This window comes from Pantoea sp. FN0305, assembly GCF_050113845.1.
Classification (GTDB): domain Bacteria; phylum Pseudomonadota; class Gammaproteobacteria; order Enterobacterales; family Enterobacteriaceae; genus Mixta; species Mixta alhagi.
The window spans coordinates 839,085-859,663 of the sequence record NZ_JBNJSN010000001.1; the positions used below are offsets into that span (position 1 = coordinate 839,085).

Consider the following 20,579-nt stretch of genomic DNA (forward strand, 5'->3'; position numbering starts at 1 on the left):
TTACAATAAGAGCTGGGTCACTGAGGATTATCCGGGCCCGACTCATCCTGCAACGAGGAGATAAGAATGGCGGTAACACAAACAGCCCAGGCATGCGATCTGGTTATTTTCGGTGCTAAAGGCGACCTGGCGCGCCGTAAACTGCTGCCTTCCCTGTACCAGCTGGAAAAGGCAGGGCAGATTCATGAGCAGAGCCGTATTATCGGCGTTGGACGCGCGGAATGGGATAAAGCGGAATACACCAAAGTTGTACGCGAAGCGCTGGAAACGTTCATGAAAGAAAAAATCGACGAAGCGCTGTGGGATCGCCTCAGCAGCCGCCTCGATTTCTGTAATCTGGATGTTAACGATACCTCGCATTTCCCGCGCCTGGGCAAAATGTTGGATCAACAGAACCGCGTAACCATTAACTACTTTGCCATGCCGCCCAGCACCTTCGGCGCTATCTGTAAAGGGCTGGGGATGGCGAAGCTGAATGCCAAACCCGCGCGCGTTGTCATGGAAAAACCGCTCGGCACCTCGCTGGAAACCTCGCAGGAAATCAACGATCAGGTTGGTGAGTATTTTGAAGAGTGCCAGGTATTCCGTATCGACCACTATCTGGGTAAAGAAACGGTGCTTAACCTGCTGGCGCTGCGCTTCGCTAACTCCCTGTTTGCCAATAACTGGGATAACCGCACCATTGATCATGTACAGATCACTGTAGCGGAAGAGGTGGGGATTGAAGGCCGCTGGGGCTATTTTGATAAAGCGGGTCAGATGCGCGATATGATCCAAAACCATCTGCTGCAGATCCTCACCATGATTGCCATGTCGCCACCATCCGATCTCAGCGCTGACAGCATCCGTGACGAAAAAGTCAAAGTGCTGCGCTCGCTGCGCCGTATCGATCACAGCAACGTGCGCGACAAAACGGTACGTGGTCAGTACACCGCCGGGTTTGTGCAGGGCAAAAAAGTGCCGGGCTATCTGGAAGAAGAGGGCGCTAACAAAACCAGCAATACGGAAACCTTCGTATCGATTCGCGTTGATATCGACAACTGGCGCTGGGCTGGCGTGCCGTTCTATCTGCGCACCGGTAAACGTCTGCCAACCAAATGTTCGGAAGTGGTGGTCTATTTCAAAAATCCGGAAATGAACCTGTTCAAGGATTCCTGGCAAGAGCTGCCGCAGAACAAACTGACAATTCGCCTGCAGCCGGATGAAGGGGTGGATATCGAAATCCTGAATAAGGTTCCAGGTCTCGATCATAAACATAACCTGCAAACCACCAAACTGGATCTGAGCTATTCAGAAACCTTTAACCAGTCCCATCTGGCGGATGCCTATGAACGTTTGCTGCTGGAAACCATGCGTGGCATTCAGGCGCTGTTTGTGCGCCGTGATGAGGTAGAGGCCGCGTGGAAATGGGTCGATTCCATTATTGATGCCTGGGCAGCGGATAACGATGCGCCTAAGCCTTATCAGGCTGGCACCTGGGGGCCGGTTGCTTCTGTCGCAATGATTACGCGCGATGGTCGTTCGTGGAACGAATTCGAATAAGCCGCTTCCTGCTAAGCCCGCGTAATGCGGGCTTTTTTTTTGCGTTAAGAATTGTCAGGTAAAAATGAACCGCAGTTTCAAAAATTGATTAAGCGCGTGGACGTCAGCGGTAAAAATCAGGTATGGTAGTTGCCGTTTCCTTTGCTGCGCGGATACGCGCCATTATTGCCAGTGGTCGGAGAGTTCGCTGGCCTCACAGGAGAAAGTGCGATGAAAAACTGGAAAACGAGTGCCGAAGCGATCCTGACCACGGGACCGGTGGTGCCGGTTATCGTAGTGAATAAACTGGAACATGCGGTGCCGATGGCGAAAGCGCTGGTGGCGGGTGGCGTTCGCGTACTGGAAGTCACGTTGCGCACGCCGGTGGCGATGGATGCCATTAAAGCCATTATTCAGGAAGTGCCGGACGCTATCGTCGGCGCCGGAACGGTGATTAATCCCCAGCAGCTGGCGGAAGTCACAGCGGCAGGCGTCCAGTTTGTTATCAGCCCGGGCATTACCGAACCGCTGCTGCAGGCAGCCACAGAAGGCACCGTTCCGTTAATTCCGGGTATCAGCACCGTTTCTGAATTGATGACCGGGATGCAGTATGGGCTGCGCGAATTTAAATTTTTCCCGGCAGAAGCCAACGGCGGCGTAAAAGCCTTACAGGCGATCGGCGGGCCTTTCCCACAGGTGCGTTTCTGCCCAACCGGCGGTATCTCGCCAGCCAACTATCGTAATTACCTGGCGCTGAAAAGCGTACTCTGTATCGGCGGCTCCTGGCTGGTGCCGAACGATGCGCTGGAAGCGGGTGACTATCAGCGTATTACCGAGCTGGCGCGTGAAGCAGTAGCTGGCGCTCGCTAAACACAATGGCTCTCCCACTGCGGGAGAGCCGTTTCCTCAACCGCTTACCCTGACCGTCGCCGCTGCCGCAACCGCACGACTAACCGCTTCCTCAACGCTTTCCGCAGTGGCCAGCGCTACGCCCATCCGCCGTTTGCCGTCGATGTCCGGTTTAGCAAACAGCCGCAGCTGTTGACCGGCACCTAATGCTTTTTCCACGTTGCTATAGCTGACATTGTTGCTCTGCAGCTCCGGTAAAATAACCGCTGACGCGGCGGGGCCGTACTGACGAATCGCCCCAATCGGCAGGCCTAAAAAGGCACGTACATGCAGGGCAAACTCGGAGAGATCCTGTGAAATCAGCGTTACCATGCCGGTATCATGCGGGCGCGGCGAAACTTCGCTAAAGATCACCTCATCGCCGCAGACAAAGAGCTCAACGCCAAATAGCCCAAAGCCACCCAGCGCCTTAACCACTTTTTCAGCGATCTGCTGAGCGCGTGCTAATGCCAGCGGGCTCATCTGCTGCGGCTGCCAGGATTCACGATAATCGCCATCTTCCTGACGATGGCCGACAGGCGCGCAGAAGTGGATGCCATCCACGGCGCTTACGGTAAGCAGGGTAATTTCAAAATCAAATGTTACCACGCCTTCAATAATGACTTTTCCCGCTCCGGCGCGACCGCCCTGTTGCGCGTAGTCCCACGCTTTTTCCAGCTGTGACGCATCGCGAATAAAACGTTGGCCTTTGCCGGAAGAGCTCATGACCGGTTTAATGATGCAGGGAAAACCCATCTCTTCTGCTGCGGCGATAAAGGCGGTTTTACTGTCGGCAAAGCGATAGCTGGAGGTAGGCAGGCCCAGCGTTTCAGCTGCCAGACGGCGAATACCTTCACGATTCATGGTCAGACGCGCCGCCTGAGCGGCTGGCACTACGCGCTGTCCCTGCTGCTCCAGCTCAATCAGCATATCGGTGGCGATAGCTTCAATTTCCGGTACCACAAAGTCGGGGCGCTCCTGGTTAATCAGCGCTTTCAGCGCTTCGCCATCCAGTATATTAATGACATGGCTGCGGTGGGCCACATGCATGGCCGGCGCATCGGCATAACGATCAACAGCGATCACCTCAACGCCCAGGCGCTGACATTCGATTGCCACTTCCTTGCCCAGTTCACCTGAACCCAACAGCATCACGCGCGTCGCACTCGGACGCAGCGCAGTTCCAAGAATCGTCATAGTACTTACCTGAAAAGTGAAGAGTTAAAAACGCGCGCAGTATATACGAAAACGTTTGCGTTGGCAGCTGCATGGAAAACTTGATCTCACTGTTTGGCCTGTTATACTGTATAAAAATACAGTATAACCCGAGGTGAGTCATGGCTGTTGAAACCAAATTTGTTGTGGTCAGAAAAGGTGAAGAAAAAATGACATTTGCCAGTAAAAAAGAAGCAGACGCATACGACAAAATGCTCGATATGGCAGAAGCTTTTACTGACTGGCTGATACAAAGTGAGCTGCCGCTGGAGGAAGCGCAACTGGAAAACCTGGGGCTGTTCCTGGCAGAACAAAAAGATGCCGTTCAGCACATTTTGCGTACCAGCAAGCTGCCGGAAGCGCAGCCAGCGCTAAAAGCCGCGAAAGCTACCGCAGCGGAAACGGATGCCGGTAAGGCGCAGGACGAAACGGCAAAAAAAGTACGCGCGGTGAAGGCCGCCTGATTGACCGGCCTGATTAACATTGCAGCCTGTTGAATATCAGCCACACTTTCCTGATAACGATCTTAAGCAGAGTGGGGTGAGCGCTCCCGTCTCATCCCGTGCTGTTTTATACAGGACAGGCAGGGTGATGTAGCGATGTAGCCCCACAGCTTCGATGGCGCGTTTTCGCTCTACCACGGGCGATCTTTGGCGCAAGCAGGCCCGCTGCTAATCACCTGACGCTGCTGCGGAAATATCCGGCGCGGCGTTTTCTGCTATTTGCTCTCGCTTACGCTTCTTGACGTCCGGTGCTTCACACTAAGGCACACATCAAAAAAGGAGAGATTATGAGTAACTGGCTGCAGCAGGTGCAAAAAATGTTAAGCAATACGGCAATTGGCAACGCGGGCGCAAAAGCGCAGGGCGGCAGCGAAGGGTTAAGTAAAATGCTGGCGCCTGGCGCGCTCGGTGGCCTGGCCGGAATGCTCATTTCCAATAAATCTTCCCGTAATCTGTTAAGCAAATATGGCAAAAACGCGCTGGTGATCGGCGGCAGCGCGGCGGCAGGCGTCCTGCTGTGGAACAAATACAAGCAGCGAGTGCGTGAAGCCCATCAGGGTGAGCCTGAGTTTGGTCAGCAGGTGACGCCAGTGGATCAGCGTGCAGAACGATTAATCACCGCGCTGGTGTTTGCTGCAAAAAGCGACGGACATATTGATGGCGAGGAACGTAAAGCCATTGAACAAAATATCCATCAGGCAGGGTACGGCGAGCAGGCGGAGGCGCTGATTCAGCAAGCGATCAACCGTCCACTGGACCCGCACTGGCTGGCGCAGGGAATAAAAAACGAGGAAGAGGCGCTGGAACTCTATTTCCTGAGCTGTGCGGCTATTGATGTCGATCACTTTATGGAGCGCAGCTACCTGAAAGAGCTGGGCGATGCGCTGAAGATCCCTGTGGACGTGCGCGAAGATATTGAAAAAGATATTCGCGCCGAAAAAGAAAAACTGCCTTCCTGATCGCCGCAGTTAAGGCCTGTCGCAGCCTGGCGACGGGCTGCCACTTCTTTCTCACCTGCTTTTTACCGCTGCCGCTTGGCAATCATGGTCTTAACTGCCAACCTTAGTGTATGTCTGTCTGAAAACAGTAACCGTTATGATGCCACCGAAAGCGAAAAAAGTTCCTCACGAAATGACGCTGCATGATGATATGCGCGTCGATAATTACTACTGGCTACGCGACGATCAGCGTGAAGATCCAGAGGTACTGGATTATCTGCACGCTGAAAACAGCTATGGTCATAAAGTGATGCAGACCCAAAAGGCGTTGCAGGATCGCCTGCTGAAAGAGATGGTCGGACGTATTTCGCCGCAGGATTACTCGGTTCCTTACGTGAAAAACGGCTATCGTTATCAAAGCCGTTATGAGGCCGGTAACGAATACGCTATCTATTATCGCCAGCCAGCGGAGACCGAAACGCCGGAGGAGTGGGAAGTGCTGCTGGATGCCAACCGGCGCGCCGCTCACAGCGAATTTTATACCATGGGCTCGCTTGATATCAGTCCTGATAACCGCATTATGGCGCTGGCAGAAGACTTCCTGTCGCGCCGTCAGTTCGGTATCCGTTTCCGTAATCTGGAAACCGGCAACTGGTATCCCGAAGTGCTGGAAAATGTCTCTTCCAGTTTTGCCTGGGTTAACGATTCAAAAACGCTCTATTATGTGCGCAAAGATAAGCAGACGCTGCTGCCGTATCAGGTGTGGCGTCATAATGTCGGCACGCCGCAGCAGGATGATGAGCTGGTCTATGAGGAGAGTGACGACACCTTTTACCTCAGCGTGCATAAAACCACTTCGGAACATTTTGTTCTTATTGCGCTGCACAGCACCACTACAACCGAAATCCATCTGCTGGATGCTGAATATGCCGATGCGCGCCCCCGTGTTTTTGTGCCGCGCCGCAAAGGTCATGAATACACGCTCGATCATTACGATCATCATTTCTGGCTGCGCTCGAATCGTGAAGGCAAGAACTTCGGCCTGTATCGTACCAGCTATCTGGATGAATCACGATGGGAAACCATTATCGCGCCGCGCGATCATGTGGTGATGCAGGATTTTCAGCTGTTTCGTGACTGGCTGGTGGTTGAGGAGCGCCAGCGTGGGCTGTCCAGCCTGCGGCAGATCTGCTGGCGTACCGGCGAAACCTTTGGGATCGCCTTTGACGATCCCGCCTATGTGACCTGGCTGGCCTATAACGCTTCGCCGGAGACCAGCAAGCTGCGCTACGGCTATTCATCCATGACTACCCCGAGCACGCTGTTTGAACTGGATATGGATACCGGCGAACGGCGCGTATTAAAACAGACGCAGATTAACGGCTTTGACTCCGCTAACTATAAGAGTGAGCACTTATGGATCAAAGCGCGGGACGGCGTGGAAGTGCCGGTTTCGCTGGTCTATCACCGCCAGCATTACCAGCCGGGGAAAAACCCAATGCTGGTGTATGGATATGGCTCTTACGGCACCATTATGGATGCCGATTTCAGTTCCAGCCGCCTCAGCCTGCTGGATCGCGGCTTTATCTATGCATTGGTTCATGTGCGCGGCGGCGGTGAACTGGGGCAGCAGTGGTATGACGACGGGCGTTTACTCAACAAGATGAACACCTTTCATGACTTTCTCGACGTAACCGATGCGCTGGTTCAACAGGGCTATGGCGATCCACAGCGGCTCTATGCAATGGGTGGCAGCGCGGGCGGTCTGCTGATGGGAACGGTGATAAATTTACAACCTGAGCGTTTTCATGGCGTCGTGGCGCAGGTGCCGTTTGTGGATGTGGTCACCACCATGCTGGATGAGTCGATTCCGCTTACCACCGGCGAGTATGACGAATGGGGCAACCCTGACGATCCAGAGTATTATCACTACATGAAACAATACAGCCCATACGATAACGTCACCGCTCAGCACTATCCGCATATGCTGGTAACCACGGGCCTGCATGATTCTCAGGTACAGTATTGGGAGCCGGCCAAATGGGTTGCTAAGCTGCGCGAGCAGAAGACCGATGAAAATCTGCTGCTGCTCTGTACCGATATGGATTCCGGCCACGGCGGGAAATCGGGACGTTTTAAATCTTATGAAGGTGTCTCGCTGGAATTTGCTTTCATTATTGGCCTGGCGCAGGGCACGCTGCACGGCAGCAGCGGCTATTAATCATCCTGATTAACCTGCTTCTGCAATGCATTGCGCAGGGCAGGTTTAAGATCCGGGATGGCCTCCAACATCCAGCGCAGATAGCCCGGATCGCGTTTAGCTACGTCAGCAACAGGACGCCCGCGATATTTACCGAACGGCATCACGTCCACTTCCGCTGCGGTTTGCTGCATGCGCGTAGCCATATGCGCCGCATCCCAGCCGGAGGTTTCCATAATGCGTATCAGCAGCGCGGCGGTGACATAACAGTCATAGAGCGCCCGGTGTGCGTGCAGGTCTGCTGGCGGCGTAACATCCAGCCGCAGGTGCTGACGCAACGCCTGATTTCCATAGGTTAAACCGGGCCACAGCTGGCGAGCCAGCTTCATGGTACAGATCCATTCGCCATGCATTTCCGGCAGCATGCGCCGATCGAAGCTGGCATTGTGCGCCACATAATAGGCGCTACCCTGATAGCGGCTGATTAAGGCTTCAATTGGCGGCTTATCCGCTACCATGGCTTCACTGATGCGATGTACGGCCATCGCCTGACGGCTAATAGGCCGGTCCGGACGCACCAGATCGCTCATGGGATTAACGATCTGGCCGTCAATCACATCGACGGAAGCAATTTCAACGATACCGCCCTGTAAACCACAGGTTTCAGTATCAATCACGCGGAGCATAAAGCCTCTTAGCGCTGACGCGCACTGTTATTTCTTCGGTTCCCATGGCAGGCGGGAAAGGTTAATCGAGGTTTGTCGATGATGCATCAGACGCTGGCGGAACCAGTCGCGTAGCGCTTCTGGCTGCTCACGCTCAACGATTTCCGCTACCACCGGCATATTGTAACGCTCTTTGAAGGCGACGCCAGCGGCAGCCAGGTCGACATTCACTTTATCTTTTTCTTCCTGCGTTAATGTTGCCAGGTTGTTAGACATTTTTTGCTCCTGTGTATAAGCGCCGCAGGGCTTATATTGAATCGCCGTTAATGCCTCGACAGGCTTAAGTACGGGAGGTATGCTGCGGCCTCGTTGGTGACAACCACGATAGTTTACAGGATGAAATCATGTTGAAAACCCGCTTCTCTGCTTTACCTGGTGCAGCCGCCCTGGTACTGTCAGTTGCCTTTTCTCCGGCTGCGCTGGCCCATGCCCATCTGAAATCGCAATATCCCGCCGCGAATGCCAATGTAGAAGCCTCGCCGCAGGCGCTGACCCTGACATTCTCTGAAGATATTGAGCCTGCTTTCAGCGGCGTTGATATTGTTGCCGCTGACCGGCAGACGATGCCGGTAGCTGAAGTGGAGCGTGCGCCTAAACAACATAATCAGCTGATTGTGCCACTGGAGAAACCGCTGTCCAGTGGGAGCTATCAGGTAAACTGGCATGTACTGTCGGTAGATGGTCACCGAACCAAAGGAAGTTACACTTTCAGCGTGAAATAGTGATGACGCTGGATACGCTGTATATATTTTGCCGCTGGGTTCACTTCAGCGCCTTGCTGCTGTTAACCGGCAGCGCCTTTTATAGTGCGCTACTGGCACCGCGTCGCTATCAGCCTGTGCTAAGCCAGCGTTTGATGCCGCTGTTGACTCTCTGCGTTATCCTGACGCTATTGAGCGCGCTGGCGATCCTGGCGGCCCAAACCGGCCTGATGAGCGGAGACTGGCGCAATATTGCCCGGGCGAATATCTGGTGGGCGGTCATGCAGACGGGTTTTGGTCATGCCTGGTGCGTACAGCTGCTGGGGGCGTTGCTGGCTGGCCTTGCTCTGGCAACCGGCGGCAGCACGCGCCAGCGTTTACTGCTGCTGTGTGGTTTGCTACAGCTCTGCGGCCTGGCGCTGGTTGGACATGTGGCTATGCTGGATGGCTGGCCCGGCGCGTTACAGCGTGTTAATCAGGCAATTCATCTTACCGGCGCAGCCTTCTGGGCTGGTGGCCTGCTGCCGTTATTAGGGTTGATGCGTGATGCACAATTGCCGCAGCAGCGTAGCGCTGCAATCCAGACCATGATGCGCTTTTCGCGCTATGGGCATTTGGCGGTGGCGCTGACTTTGCTAAGCGGCATCGTTAACACGGCTTTTATCGTTGGCTGGCCCTGGCCTGCAAATAATGATTACCGGCTATGGCTGACCATTAAAATTGGGCTGGTGGCGCTGATGTTATGCACCGCGCTGTTTAATCGCTACTGGCTGGTCCCGCGTTTTTCCATGCCGGGCAGCAGGGCACAGTTATGGTTTGTGCGCGCAACGCAGCTGGAAATAGCAACAGCGGGACTGGTGGTAATATCAGTCAGCATCTTTGCCACGCTACAACCGTAATGAATAAGTTAAGTAAGACAATAAGGTAACCCCATGAAAAAAATCCTCGGATTAATACTGGCGATGGGATGCTGCACCAGTGCGCTGGCAGCGTCAGAAATTATCACCGTAAGTCGTTTTGAAATTGGCAAGGACAAATGGCCTTTTACGCGTGAAGAAGTGATGCTCACCTGTACGAAAGGGCATGCGCTGTTTGCTATCAACCCCAGCACCCTGATGCAGTATCCGCTCAATGATGAAGCGGCAAAGAACGTGACCTCAGGCAAAGCCACGGCTCAGCCTATTTCGGTGATTCAGGCCGACGATCCGCAGCACCCAGGGCAAAAAGCCAGCCTGCAGCCTATTATTGAGCGTGCAGAGAAGCTGTGTAGATAAACCCTCAGGCGCGGTATCGCCGCGCTAATTTCCTGTAGCTAATTTTGGTGCTAAAAGACAGCACCCGGGCTGCTTTTTGCCGTTGTTCTCACAGACTTAAACTCTTCTTTGCAGCCTGTTTGCATCTGACTGGACATTACTCACGACTGTTCTACGCTTTATAAGGTAAGGCGACATCGCCTGCATTAATGCCAACTTTTAGCGCACGGCTCTTACAAGAGCCATTTCCCTGGACCGAATATAGGAATCGTATTCGGTCTTTTTTTGTTTTCTATTTAAAAACAGTGGTTTATATAAAAATCATCAACTTAACATATCCCCTGTTCTACCCAATACCCCCTCTGTTGACCCCTTGTAGTCAGTTTGTGGACGCAGTTTTTATTTTCTGCAGCGGATTTAAATAAATGGCATCTTCCAGATGGTCTGGTGCGAAATGCGCATAACGCATAGTAACTCTAATATCTGAATGGCCGAGAATACGCTGCAACACCAGAATATTACCGCCCCCCATCATAAAGTGACTGGCGAAAGTGTGACGTAATACATGGCTCATCTGACCTTCCGGTAATTCTATTTTTGCGATCTTTAGCACCCGGTAAAACTGCCGGTAGCATTCATCAAAAGGCTCACCTTCACGCGCCAGTAGTTCTTCATATAACTCTTTACTAATGGGAACTGTGCGGTTCTTTTTCCCTTTAGTTTTTACAAAAGTAATTTTATAAGGTGAGAGTTGTGAAGCGCGCAGGCTGGCCGCCTCATTCCAGCGGCAACCGGTGCTAAGACAGATTTTAACGATAAGGGTGAGATCGTGATTAGCATGACCACGACAGGCGCGCATCACTCGTGTGATTTGCTCATCGGTAAGCCAGGCCATTTCCTTTTCTGGTACTTCAAACTCACGGATGTTTTTAAGCGGGTTAGGGTAGTTAATCTCACCCAGTCTTTCCAGCTCGTTGAATACCGCACGCAAAAAAGCATGCTCACAGTTAACTGTACCGATAGATACCTTTAGCGACTTGGCGCTGGTCTTATAGCCATTCTCGATTTCACCACGTAAGCGGCGGTCACGGTAATGCGCCCAGTCTTTTGCGGTTAGCGTTTTTGCAACCGGATCACCAAGCCCCCGGCAGATAATGCTCAGCTTTCCCAGACGGCCTTTTTTGTCATTTAATGAGCAGCCGTGCAGCTTATACCAGAGGTCAATTAACTCACTAAGCCGCCGGTTATCTTCTTTGCCGCCCATCCAGGGTTTATCTTCTATCTCAGACAGCGTGAACTTTTCATAGGCTATCGCTTCACCGCGTGTAGTGAAGGTTTTACGTACGCGTTTGCTACCACGACCATTAAGATAGAAGTCGCACTGCCATTTGCCGTTCGGTAATTTCTTTGGTCCCATAACTCTCATACATACAGCTTTTTGCATAAAAGTACTGTATATATAAACAGTTATCAATGTTTGTTTGCAGGCTATCAAACATAAAAAAACCTGCCGGAGCAGGTTAGTATTGAATCGGTAGGCCGGGTGAGGGGAGAGCAGTATCAGTGCAGTAGGGAAGGCTGGTTATGGAATTGGCTGTGTAAATTCACTTTATTAACCACGCCTGGCGAAACGATCACGCTTGCGACGGTTTCATGCGTCTTGAACGTACAGCTGCAATTAATATTCTGGCATTGGTGATAACGTTCTTTCGTTTCACGTGATATGTATCGGCTGCTTTTGGCATGAGCAGCGGTCTGGCAGAGCGGGCAATGCATCATGAGGAACCTACCTTAAACAAGCGAAGCAAGAGGTCTGTTTGCATTTTAATAATTAAACTTGCTTTTGCAAACTAAAGTTTGCTTTGTTTAAACTGACTTTCGCTGTTGTCGTCGCTTTCCGCTTCATATTCCACATCAGACAGCATTACCTCAAAATCCAGCGTGGTGGTGTAGCCGCTTCCGTTCAGGCTGTGCGTGACCTTGCTGATAAGCCACGGCTGCGCATCAATCACCGATTTAAAGCCGCTCACCCTGACCGGCGTCTCCGGGAACACATCCGCCCGGCCCGTTGCCAGTGTCAGCGAGAACTCGGCAACACCGCGTTGCAGCTTCTCCCATTTGGCTTTCGCTGCACCCATCGCGGCCTTTTTAGTGGCGTAGACGGTGGTCAGCGTAAAAACATTATCCTCACTGCCCGCCAGATATTCCCCCTTGCGCGCCTCCGGCTCCTTGGCGGTCGCGGCTTTCGTTTTCTCCGCAGACGGATGCTCCGGCGTGTGCGGCTTTTCTTCTTTGGGTTTGCGCTTCAGCTTTACCTTTTTCGGCTTCGGGTCTTTCGTGTGCAGCCAGCTGGCCACCACGCCGGTATAGGCACCGCGATCGGCAATGCTGAAGCTGTGCCGGTCGCCGTCCTGGCGGGTCAGGGTCAGCTGCGGGATCGGTTTGCCGCTGACGGTAACCCCGGCACCGGGCCGGATAAACAGCAGGCGTCCTGCCTTGATGGCCGCCACCGCGCCATGCAGCGAGGCCAGCCGCGTCAGAAATTTGGCGTCTGTCTCCTGCGTCTGGTCGATATGGCGCACCGCAACACCTGTAAATTCAGCCGCCACAGCAGGGGCCAGCTTGTTGCGCCCGGCTATTTCTTTCAGCACAGCGCCCAGCGTGGTGTCATGCCAGGATGTTTCACGGCGTGAGTTCAGCGTGCCGCGAAAGTCGGCGCTGCGGGCCCGAATGGTCAGCGTATCCGGTGCGCCGTGATGCTCCACCTCATCCACGGTAAACTCGCCCTTGTCCGTCAGCGGCTGACCCTGCCAGCCGAGAAACAGCTTTACCACTGCACCGCGTACCGGCAGTGCCAGCTGGCCGTCGGCGTCGTCCAGCTCAATGTCCAGCTGGTCGGCCTCAAAGCCCCGGTTATCGGTGAGCGTCAGCGACAGCAGCCTGTCGCGCAGGTTCGCGGTCACGTCCTTTGCGTTCACCGTCAGCCTGAAGTCAGGGGAAAGGCGTGCGCCTGCCTGCACCGGCAGGCTGCTGATACCTGTCATGATAAAAGCCCTCCGGCGGAAGAAATCACGCTGCCGGCCACTGACTTAAAGCTGTCCGCGAACGATGAAAGCTGCCCCGGCAGGTTACCCGCGCCGCTTATCAGCCCGTCAGCCTGTTTTTTCAGATCGCCGAACATCGCCGTTAAGGACTCATCAACGCGCAACAGGCTCAGGGTAAAGGTAATTTTTCGGGCGCTGCCGTCGCTGTAAAACTCGCTGTGCGTGGTGGCAACGCTTTCCGTCACGTACATGCCGTAAATTTTACCGTTACCGCCTATCAGCGGCCACGCCCGGCCCTCGTCGGCCATCGCTTTCAGCGTCAGCAGCGACACCGCGCCGCCGGTGATTTCCGGGCGCAGCTCGCCGCTCAGCGTAATTTTTTCATCACCCGGCCCGATAAACTGCGCAGCAGCCCGTTGCCCGACGCGGCTGTTTGTCGGCCAGCGGTAATCAGTGCTGTGTTGCAGTTCGCTGTAAGGCAGCGTCTGGCGCATGAACGGCAGCATGCCGTAAATCATCATCATGGTTAATCCTCCCAGCCCATTCTGCTGCGCTGTTGCGCTTTCGCTCTGTTCTGCTCGCGGGCGCTGTTCTGCGCCATCAGGGCCAGCGCATCGTCTTTAGTCATGCCTTCGTGCATGTTCAGCACATAATTGCTGTTGTAGGTATTCTGCTGCGTTGCCCCCTTTGCAGCGGGTGCCGTTACTGGCTTATACGGCGCACCTCCGGTTGCGAGGTTGTACTGCCAATCGCCGGTACTGATACCCGCGCCGCCCGTAGCCACCGCATCATGCTCCGGCATCTTGTCTTTCAGCCCGGAGGATTTCTTGTCGATAACGCCCAGTTTTTCCAGCACCCAGTCAATACCGCCTTTCAGCTGATTCAGCATATCGGACGGAAATTTCAGGGCATCGGCCAGCATGGTGCCAAACTTTTTACCCATATCCCCGGCAGACGCCAGCTCTGCCTGTGTGGACTTCACCGGCTCCAGCAACCGGCCGAACCAGTTCCACAGCTCTTTTACCTTGCCGGTGAACCAGTCAAACACCGGCTTCAGCGGCGCGAACGCCGCGCTTATCGGCCCCATTGCCGCCGTAAAGCCTTCGGCCACGCCGGATATAAAGGCGCTTATCGGCTCCCAGTATTTACGGATCATCAGCGCACCGGCCACGATGGCGGCCACCACAGCCACGACAGGCAGCGTGATAGCACCCAGCGCTGCGGTAATCGCACCGCCTGCAATCGTGAAGCCCGCACTGAGCAGCCCGGCACCTGCTATCAGGGCATTAATACCCGCCATCACCGGCCAGACAACCAGCCCCACGCCGCCCAGCACCGCCGCCAGCCCGGCGACCGCCCCGGCTGCCAGCACCAGATTGGAGGTCAGCGCAGGATTGGTCTTTATCCAGGCGTTTAATTGTGTGAGCCAGCCCGTTGCGCTCTGCGTCAGGGTGCGCAGGTGACCATCCATTCGGGTAAAGACGTTAAACCGCAGCCCCGAAAACGCGCCCTGAAGTTTCGCTACGTCACCCGATAAATTATCGCGCAGGGTTTTACCCATGTTACCGGCTGCGCCGCTGACGTCGCCGAGCTGGTTTTTAACCCCCGCCAGCGCGCCGAGAAAGGCCGGTATCTGGTCAACCGATAAATCCTCAACCGGCGTGCCAAACAGGGCTATCGCCGCATTTGCCCGTTCCGCCGGGTCTTTGATGGCAAGCAGCCCCTTAGCCGTCTTCTGCATCGCCCCCCGGGCTTTATCGCCGCCGGTGGCAATATCGCGGGACATTTTTTCGGCATTAAGGCCAATCTGCTTATACGCGGCGACGCTGTTTTTCGACATATCCGAGCCGCGAATGCTGAATTCCTTGATGGCATCGCCGGTCTTATCAAGGGCAAATTTGCCCTGTTTCGACATATCAACCAGCAGTGACATCGCCTCCGCGCCGGTGAATCCCATGTTGCGGAAGTGGGTCGAATACTCGTGAAGAATTTCAGGCAGTTCGCCGCGCATTTCGGTGGATACGCGTTGCATACCTGAGACGATCAAATCCATTGCCTCGTCGCTGCTGCCCGCGAGGTTGTTTTTCATCATGATTGCGGCAATCTGGATGCTTTCCGCCGTATCGGTGCCAAAGGTGGTCTTCATGTCCAGCGCCTTGCGGGTGATGCGGTCTAACTCAGCCTCGCCCACGTCGCCCAGCGTGCCGAGTGTGCTGCGTACCGCTGACACTGCCTCGGTGATTTCAGCAATATCCCCGCTCACCCCAGATGCATTAATGCGCTGAATGGCTGCGGTGTACTGCCTGCCTTTCTCGGCATCCTCCCCCTGACGGGCCGCAATCATCGCACCGCTTTGCTGTGACTGAATTTCGGGTGCCATTAACCGGCTACCGGCATACAGTGCAGCGGTTCCCGCTCCGAGCGAAGCGGCGCTGACATTACGCACGCCCGCCGCCGCGCTTTTGCCCCGCTCGTACCGCTGGCTTATCGCGTTCAGCCGCTCCTGTTGCTGGCTCACACGGGCTAACGCTTCGCGCTGGCGGTTAATGGTTGCGGTCGTTTCCGCAATGCTGTTGCGCAGCGTGCGCCCGGCAGCGGATAAATTCCGCGTATCGATGCCGGACTGTTGCAGCTCGGCGCGCTGGCGCTGGACGGACTGGCGCAGGGAGTTATATTTTTCCTGCATTGCCGCCGCGCTGCGCCTGGCATTTTCAAAGGCTTTGACCTGCGCCGCCGTCGGGCTGGCGGAGCTGCGCATCTGCACACCCAGCGCGGCGGCTTCCGCTTTGGCTTTTTTCAGCGCCTCGCCGGTCACGGCCAGTAGCGCGCTGACATTACGAAAGCTTTCAATGCGGTGCGCCTGCGCGTTCAGCGCCTTCAGCTCATCCTGTGAGCCACGGATATCGCCCGCCAGCGTTTTGCTGGCGGCCTGCACCGCTTTAAAGGGACGCGTCGCCTGGTCTACCGCTTTCAGCAGCACCTGCAGTTTGAGGTTGTTACTCATCTGGGGATACTCCACTGCGCATCAGGGCTTTGTGCCGCCAGTCCAGTAACTCGGCCAGCGGCATGTCGTACATTTCAGACGGGGGCCAGTGAAAGATGACCGCAACGTCGGCCATCAGGTCATTCACGGTCAGGCTTCGGGGCCAGTCGGGTCGGCCGACTTCGGCAACAAAAAACCGATCACTTTCCCGCCCAGCGCAATCAGGTCAACCGGATCGAGGTTCAGGCATTCCGCTTTCGTCAGTGCCGGCACGGTGATGCGCGGCAGCACGGTCAGCAGGGCGTCAACGTCCGAGCCGCACAGGTCAGCCAGGCGCACGCCGCGCAGCGCGCCCGCGTTGGGTTTAAACAGCTCCACCTGGCTGATTTCGGTTTCGCCACGCTTCAGCGGAGTTTCCAGGATGATCATGTTTTCGTTCTGTTCCATTTTCGTTACTCGCAATAGTCAGGTTTATTGAGTGCCAGCGCCGGGCGCTGGCGTCAGGGTTACATCAGGCCGAGGTTTTTGCGGCGCTGCTCCAGCAGGTCGGTGCCGTTCACCTTTTCAATCATGTTGATGGTGTCGATTTCCATCAGCTCTTTGCCGTCCCACGTCAGGTGGAAATAGGTGTTTTTGGTGGTGATTTTGGTTTCGGTATCTTCGCCCTGTTTGGCCTCGCCAAAATCAAACGCCTGATGCCTGCCGCGTACCTCAATCTCCACCGCGATTTCCTCGCCGGTGTCGTCGCGCTGGTAGGAGCCGGTAAAACGCAGCGGGACGGCCGCGCTGGCGCCCCACTGTTTCAGTACCAGATCGTCTATGCCGCCAATCGTCCACTCCATATCCAGCGCATCGTCGTCCAGCCCGTTGTCCACGAACGCGGCGCCGTTCATGCCGCCGCCACGGTAGGCGTCCAGCTTGCGTGACAGCTTCGGCAGGGTGACGGCGGTCACCACGCCCTGATAGCTGTTTGAATCGTTGAAAAGGTTCAGCCCTTTTAATTTGCGGGGTAATGCCATTTATCCAGCTCCTCAGCTGTTAACGGATGCGGCGAAGTTCGCCAGGTAGCTGTCGGTGATGCGCTGGCGCAGGGTTAAATCTTCCAGCGGTGGCACCGGCGTGTAGTCGTAATCAATAAAGAGCTTGCCCGCCTTCAGGGTGTCTTTATCGTTGGCCGTGTCGTCATACCAGCACGACGCGCCCAGCAGGTAACCGGCGCTGACCAGCTCGCGGAATTTGGCATTGATGCCCGCGATAATGTCGCGCACCAGTACCGGCGTCAGCGGCTTGTCGTTGGCCCACATATGCGCCTCGGCCATCGTGTCGGCAATTACCTGCGCCGTACGGGTGTAGTTTTCAAACGCAAACAGCGGATCGTCGCTACAGGTACGGTTACCCCAGAAGCGGAAGCCATCTTTACGGATCAGGGTGGTAACGCATGCCTCGTTGAGCAGATCGGCATCGGTGCCGGTCTGCTGCAAATCCCAGAAGACCGAGGCGGAAATGCCGGTCACGCCGTTGACGCCGACGTTGGACAGGGTTTTGTGCCAGCCGGTTTCGGTGTCGATTTTGGTTCGCAGGCCCAGCGCACGGGCGGTGGCATACGCGGTTTCGGACTGGTTGGCGGTGGTGTTCCAGGCGATAAAGTCCGGCCAGATAACCATCAGCTCGCGCTGGCTGAAGTTTTCTCGGTACGCCATCGCCTCGGAAATGGTTTTGCAGCCCCACGCCGACACATAGGCAAAGGCGCGCAGCTGCTGCGCGATGCCGGCCAGCGCGGTCGAGACTTCCAGCGCATCGAGACCCGGCACGCCGAGAATGCGCGGCTTGACGCCGAGCTGCGTCTGCGCGCTCAGCAGCGCTTTCATGCCGGTATAGCGGCCGTTCTCATCGGTGGTGCCGATAATGTTCGAGGTGGTTTCCGCCGGGGTGGCACCTTCTGCCACGCGCACCACGACGGTGACGGGTTTTGCCTGGTCGGCAATGGCCTGCAGTGCGGCCGACAGGGTGCCTTTTTTACCGGCCTTGCCGATGGCCGACAGGACATTGGTGATCAGCACCGGCTCATTGAGCGGGAAGGCCGCGGCATCGGCATCTTCTGCCGTGCAGACCATCCCCACGATTGCCGTGGATACGGTGGAAATGGTGCGCGTGCCGTCGTTGATTTCGACGACGCGGACACCGTGATGATAATCAGACATCTGATGCACTCCGTGTTATGGGTGCGCTCAGATTGTCAGCTCAGGCTGGCAGGTGCATGCTTTCATGGTTTGCTGGCCGGTGACCGGACAGAATCACGCAGGCGCTGCTGTTTTACGGCAGGGATATAGCGATAAAGCGTCTTTACAGATACCTCCAGCACCAGGGCAATCTGATGCAGCGTGGCGCCGTTCGTCAGCATCCTTTCAGCCCGGCTGACCACTTCAGGCGTCATTATCCGCCGCCTGCCACCGATGCGGCCTTTTTCCCGTGCCGCTGCCAGTCCTGCACGGGTACGCTCAACAATCAGCTCGCGCTCCATTTCCGCCAGCGCCCCCATGACATGAAAAAAGAAGCGGCCCATTGGCGTACTGGTATCAATGCTGTCGGTCAGGCTGCGGAAGTTTATGCCTTTTTCGCGCAGTTCCTCAGTCAGCATAACCAGATGGCGCATGCTGCGGCCAAGACGATCCAACTTCCACACCACCAATGTGTCGCCTTCCTGCAGACAGCGCAGTGCCTTTTTCAGTCCCGGCCTTTCTGCCTTTTTTCCGCTTATTCTGTCTTCAAAAATCAGTTCACAATTTGCACTTTGCAGCGCGTTACGCTGCAAATCGGTGTTCTGTTCATTTGTTGACACCCTGATGTAGCCAATGAGCATGGTAAACCCCGCGTAAAAGACGTGGAGTTTGCCAGCCATGCACTTTTCGGGGCCAGGAGTTTCTTTTTGTTTTGGGTTGGTACGCCGAAAGGAGCCAAATCCAGCAGGCTCCAGCCGTGAGAATGATAGAGATCTTGCTACTAAAATGTGTCCGCTTTGAGCGAAAAGCGGACGTTACTGGATTAATTTCAGTTACTTTCGTGGACCTTGGTAAACGATCAGTAATGTACCAGCCCGCCGTCTACAGCATACTGGCTGCCGGTAACATAGGATGCATCATCGGAAAGAAGGAAAAGTGCAACTGCAGCAGCCTCTTCTGCTGTTCCTGCGCGACCCAAAGGAACCTGGCTTACCACAAAATCTTCAAACTGCTGACGCGACTCCTCTGGCATAAAGTGCCTGAAGTTGGTTTCAATCGGACCTGGCACCAAAGTGTTGGCGCGGATACCGCGTTCAGCCAGCGCAGATGCCCAGCTTTTAACCATAGCGATAACGGCGCCTTTCGTCGCTGCATACAGGCTTGTCATCGCCGCACCTTCATATACAGAGGAGGAAGAAGTAACCAGAACGGAAGCGCCTGAGTTAAGTGATTTAGAGAGAGCTGCCAGCTGTAGCATCGGACCGCGCACATTAGCGTTCATCATGCGATTAAAAGAATCTGCCGTTACAGATTCCGGGGAGCCTACCTCTGCGAAGCCGGCATTAAGCCATAATCCATCAAGTGATCCCCAGCCGCTAATAGCTTCTTCCAGCGCATTTATGTCAGCTTCGCTTGCAGCATCGCTTTTCACAATAAGCGATGCCACAGGAAGCAGGCTACGTGCATGTTTCAGCCTTTCTTCATTAAGCCCCGTAATGGCTACATGGCCGCCTTCAGTGACAATGCGCTGAGCGCCTGCCAGCCCCATGCCACTGGTACCGCCCGTGATCAGTATACGTTTACCCTTAAATCTTCCCATGCTTACTCCCTTTACTTGGCTTCGGAATCAGCATTTACCTTACGTAAACAAAACACTATTCGTCATCTGTTTCATTACGCAACGATGGATACAGTTGGATTGCTGCTTGAACGTCTGCTTCTGGCACAAAGCGAACTTATTGCAAAAGACCATAATCTAAGCTTTTAATAATGTTTGATTAATGATTTTTTAGGAGAAAACATGAATTTTTATTGCAGCAAGGAATTTACAGGCTCAAAAGCTTGGGAGTCTCAACACATTGCTAACTTCCAGGGCGTCAGCGTAAAACTTCACTGGACCGATCAACCTTACAAGTGGCATATCAATGACGGGCAAGAAGTTTTTGCTGTGATGGATGGCTGTGTTGAAATGCAGTACAAAGAAGAGGGTGAAGTTAAAAGTAAGATAATGCGTACCGGCGATATTTTTCATGCAAGTGAAGGAACAGAGCATGTCGCTCATCCACAAGGCGTAGCTCGCGTCCTTGTTATTGAAAAAGAAGGATCAATCTAATGCTGTTTTTTTCATCATTCCGTTGGCAATGAAAACCTGACGGGCAAATTCCACGCCCGCCTCTAGTAACAGAGAGAGGGTTGCCAACGTCAGCTTCTGGCACATAGCGGACTGAGGACGCCAAGACATTGCTATTTGTCTCTCTAACGTTGGTTTGGGAGAAGCAAAGTATGTGGTAAGTCGGGGCGCTAACGCGAATGGCTCATGGGCCATCTGGTCAGATGGGGCGATAGAACTTTTCGGCGTCAGTCCTACGATTGTTGATGGACTGTCAAC

Annotated in this window: 24 protein-coding genes; 9 read left to right on the forward strand and 15 right to left on the reverse strand. The window is 54.7% G+C overall.

All coding sequences use genetic code 11. The features are described from left to right. Positions 1-66: 66 nt before the first annotated feature. Together zwf and ACQE3Y_RS03860 are read left to right on the forward strand one after the other, a co-directional pair. Positions 67-1,542, forward strand: a complete 1,476-nt coding sequence (gene zwf / locus ACQE3Y_RS03855; RefSeq protein WP_085071467.1) for a glucose-6-phosphate dehydrogenase — start codon at positions 67-69, stop codon at positions 1,540-1,542. A gap of 210 nt (positions 1,543-1,752) precedes the next feature. Beyond that, complete coding sequence (locus ACQE3Y_RS03860) at positions 1,753-2,391, forward strand: bifunctional 4-hydroxy-2-oxoglutarate aldolase/2-dehydro-3-deoxy-phosphogluconate aldolase (RefSeq protein WP_426972264.1); 639 nt, start codon at positions 1,753-1,755, stop codon at positions 2,389-2,391. Positions 2,392-2,427: 36 nt separating this feature from the next. Here ACQE3Y_RS03860 and purT read toward each other — a convergent pair whose 3' ends face one another. Beyond that, the gene (gene purT, locus ACQE3Y_RS03865) at positions 2,428-3,606 is read right to left on the reverse strand and encodes a formate-dependent phosphoribosylglycinamide formyltransferase (RefSeq protein ID WP_426980909.1); all 1,179 of its coding nucleotides are present in this window, start codon (positions 3,604-3,606) and stop codon (positions 2,428-2,430) included. 140 nt (positions 3,607-3,746) lie between these two features. Between purT and ACQE3Y_RS03870 the strand changes: the two genes are divergently transcribed. From ACQE3Y_RS03870 to ACQE3Y_RS03880, 3 genes are all read left to right on the forward strand, one after another. Next, on the forward strand, positions 3,747-4,088 hold the full coding sequence (locus tag ACQE3Y_RS03870) for a YebG family protein (protein ID WP_426972268.1): 342 nt from the start codon (positions 3,747-3,749) through the stop codon (positions 4,086-4,088). 326 nt (positions 4,089-4,414) lie between these two features. After that, on the forward strand, positions 4,415-5,086 hold the full coding sequence (locus ACQE3Y_RS03875; protein WP_426972269.1) for a tellurite resistance TerB family protein: 672 nt from the start codon (positions 4,415-4,417) through the stop codon (positions 5,084-5,086). Positions 5,087-5,222: 136 nt separating this feature from the next. Next, on the forward strand, positions 5,223-7,286 hold the full coding sequence (locus ACQE3Y_RS03880) for a prolyl oligopeptidase family serine peptidase (RefSeq protein WP_426980911.1): 2,064 nt from the start codon (positions 5,223-5,225) through the stop codon (positions 7,284-7,286). On the opposite strand, the gene exoX is transcribed toward ACQE3Y_RS03880, so the two are convergent. Then, positions 7,283-7,951: an exodeoxyribonuclease X gene (gene exoX, locus ACQE3Y_RS03885; protein ID WP_426980912.1), complete on the reverse strand. Its 669-nt coding sequence runs from the start codon at positions 7,949-7,951 to the stop codon at positions 7,283-7,285. The two genes, ACQE3Y_RS03880 and exoX, sit on opposite strands and share 4 nt — an antisense overlap. A 27-nt stretch (positions 7,952-7,978) precedes the next feature. Then, complete coding sequence (locus ACQE3Y_RS03890) at positions 7,979-8,206, reverse strand: DNA polymerase III subunit theta (RefSeq protein ID WP_085071474.1); 228 nt, start codon at positions 8,204-8,206, stop codon at positions 7,979-7,981. Positions 8,207-8,334: 128 nt separating this feature from the next. On the opposite strand from ACQE3Y_RS03890, the gene yobA reads away from it, so the two are divergent. The 3 genes from yobA to ACQE3Y_RS03905 are packed head-to-tail and all read left to right on the forward strand — an operon-like array spanning position 8,335 to position 9,965. Then, the gene (gene yobA, locus ACQE3Y_RS03895; protein WP_426980914.1) at positions 8,335-8,712 is read left to right on the forward strand and encodes a CopC domain-containing protein YobA; all 378 of its coding nucleotides are present in this window, start codon (positions 8,335-8,337) and stop codon (positions 8,710-8,712) included. Between the two features lie 2 nt (positions 8,713-8,714). After that, the gene (copD, locus tag ACQE3Y_RS03900; RefSeq protein ID WP_426980915.1) at positions 8,715-9,590 is read left to right on the forward strand and encodes a copper homeostasis membrane protein CopD; all 876 of its coding nucleotides are present in this window, start codon (positions 8,715-8,717) and stop codon (positions 9,588-9,590) included. 33 nt (positions 9,591-9,623) lie between these two features. After that, on the forward strand, positions 9,624-9,965 hold the full coding sequence (locus ACQE3Y_RS03905) for a YebY family protein (protein WP_250650134.1): 342 nt from the start codon (positions 9,624-9,626) through the stop codon (positions 9,963-9,965). 358 nt (positions 9,966-10,323) lie between these two features. Here the strand turns inward: ACQE3Y_RS03905 and ACQE3Y_RS03910 are convergent, their stop codons facing one another. The 11 genes from ACQE3Y_RS03910 to ACQE3Y_RS03960 form a co-directional block, all read right to left on the reverse strand. Next, positions 10,324-11,361 carry a phage integrase gene (locus tag ACQE3Y_RS03910; RefSeq protein WP_426973050.1) on the reverse strand — a complete coding sequence of 346 codons (1,038 nt, stop codon included), beginning with the start codon at positions 11,359-11,361 and terminating at the stop codon, positions 10,324-10,326. A gap of 143 nt (positions 11,362-11,504) precedes the next feature. Further along, entirely contained in the window at positions 11,505-11,723 is a 219-nt protein-coding gene (locus tag ACQE3Y_RS03915) for an ogr/Delta-like zinc finger family protein (protein ID WP_426972277.1), read from the reverse strand. Between the two features lie 71 nt (positions 11,724-11,794). Then, on the reverse strand, positions 11,795-12,988 hold the full coding sequence (locus tag ACQE3Y_RS03920) for a phage late control D family protein (protein ID WP_426972279.1): 1,194 nt from the start codon (positions 12,986-12,988) through the stop codon (positions 11,795-11,797). Beyond that, positions 12,985-13,512 (reverse strand): phage tail protein, encoded by a 528-nt coding sequence (locus ACQE3Y_RS03925; RefSeq protein ID WP_426980916.1) that lies wholly within the window; start codon positions 13,510-13,512, stop codon positions 12,985-12,987. The genes ACQE3Y_RS03920 and ACQE3Y_RS03925 overlap by 4 nt, the downstream gene beginning before the upstream one ends. A gap of 2 nt (positions 13,513-13,514) precedes the next feature. Further along, positions 13,515-15,992: a phage tail tape measure protein gene (locus ACQE3Y_RS03930; RefSeq protein ID WP_426980918.1), complete on the reverse strand. Its 2,478-nt coding sequence runs from the start codon at positions 15,990-15,992 to the stop codon at positions 13,515-13,517. Continuing rightward, a complete protein-coding gene (locus ACQE3Y_RS03935; protein WP_052134003.1) occupies positions 15,985-16,107 on the reverse strand; it encodes a GpE family phage tail protein in 123 nt (40 codons plus the stop codon). Before ACQE3Y_RS03935 ends, ACQE3Y_RS03930 begins: the two co-directional genes overlap by 8 nt. A 14-nt stretch (positions 16,108-16,121) precedes the next feature. After that, a complete protein-coding gene (locus ACQE3Y_RS03940; protein WP_426972284.1) occupies positions 16,122-16,418 on the reverse strand; it encodes a phage tail assembly protein in 297 nt (98 codons plus the stop codon). Between the two features lie 59 nt (positions 16,419-16,477). Beyond that, a complete protein-coding gene (locus ACQE3Y_RS03945; protein WP_426972286.1) occupies positions 16,478-16,990 on the reverse strand; it encodes a phage major tail tube protein in 513 nt (170 codons plus the stop codon). A gap of 12 nt (positions 16,991-17,002) precedes the next feature. Beyond that, positions 17,003-18,172, reverse strand: a complete 1,170-nt coding sequence (locus tag ACQE3Y_RS03950) for a phage tail sheath protein (RefSeq protein ID WP_426980919.1) — start codon at positions 18,170-18,172, stop codon at positions 17,003-17,005. Positions 18,173-18,234: 62 nt separating this feature from the next. After that, positions 18,235-18,831 carry a recombinase family protein gene (locus ACQE3Y_RS03955; protein WP_426973052.1) on the reverse strand — a complete coding sequence of 199 codons (597 nt, stop codon included), beginning with the start codon at positions 18,829-18,831 and terminating at the stop codon, positions 18,235-18,237. Positions 18,832-19,049: 218 nt separating this feature from the next. Further along, complete coding sequence (locus ACQE3Y_RS03960; RefSeq protein WP_426972288.1) at positions 19,050-19,790, reverse strand: SDR family oxidoreductase; 741 nt, start codon at positions 19,788-19,790, stop codon at positions 19,050-19,052. A 201-nt stretch (positions 19,791-19,991) separates the two neighbouring features. On the opposite strand from ACQE3Y_RS03960, the gene ACQE3Y_RS03965 reads away from it, so the two are divergent. Further along, positions 19,992-20,303: a cupin gene (locus ACQE3Y_RS03965; protein WP_426972290.1), complete on the forward strand. Its 312-nt coding sequence runs from the start codon at positions 19,992-19,994 to the stop codon at positions 20,301-20,303. Here ACQE3Y_RS03965 and ACQE3Y_RS03970 read toward each other — a convergent pair. Beyond that, on the reverse strand, positions 20,295-20,579 hold a 285-nt coding region (locus ACQE3Y_RS03970), incomplete at its 5' end, for a hypothetical protein (RefSeq protein ID WP_426980921.1). The genes ACQE3Y_RS03965 and ACQE3Y_RS03970 overlap by 9 nt on opposite strands.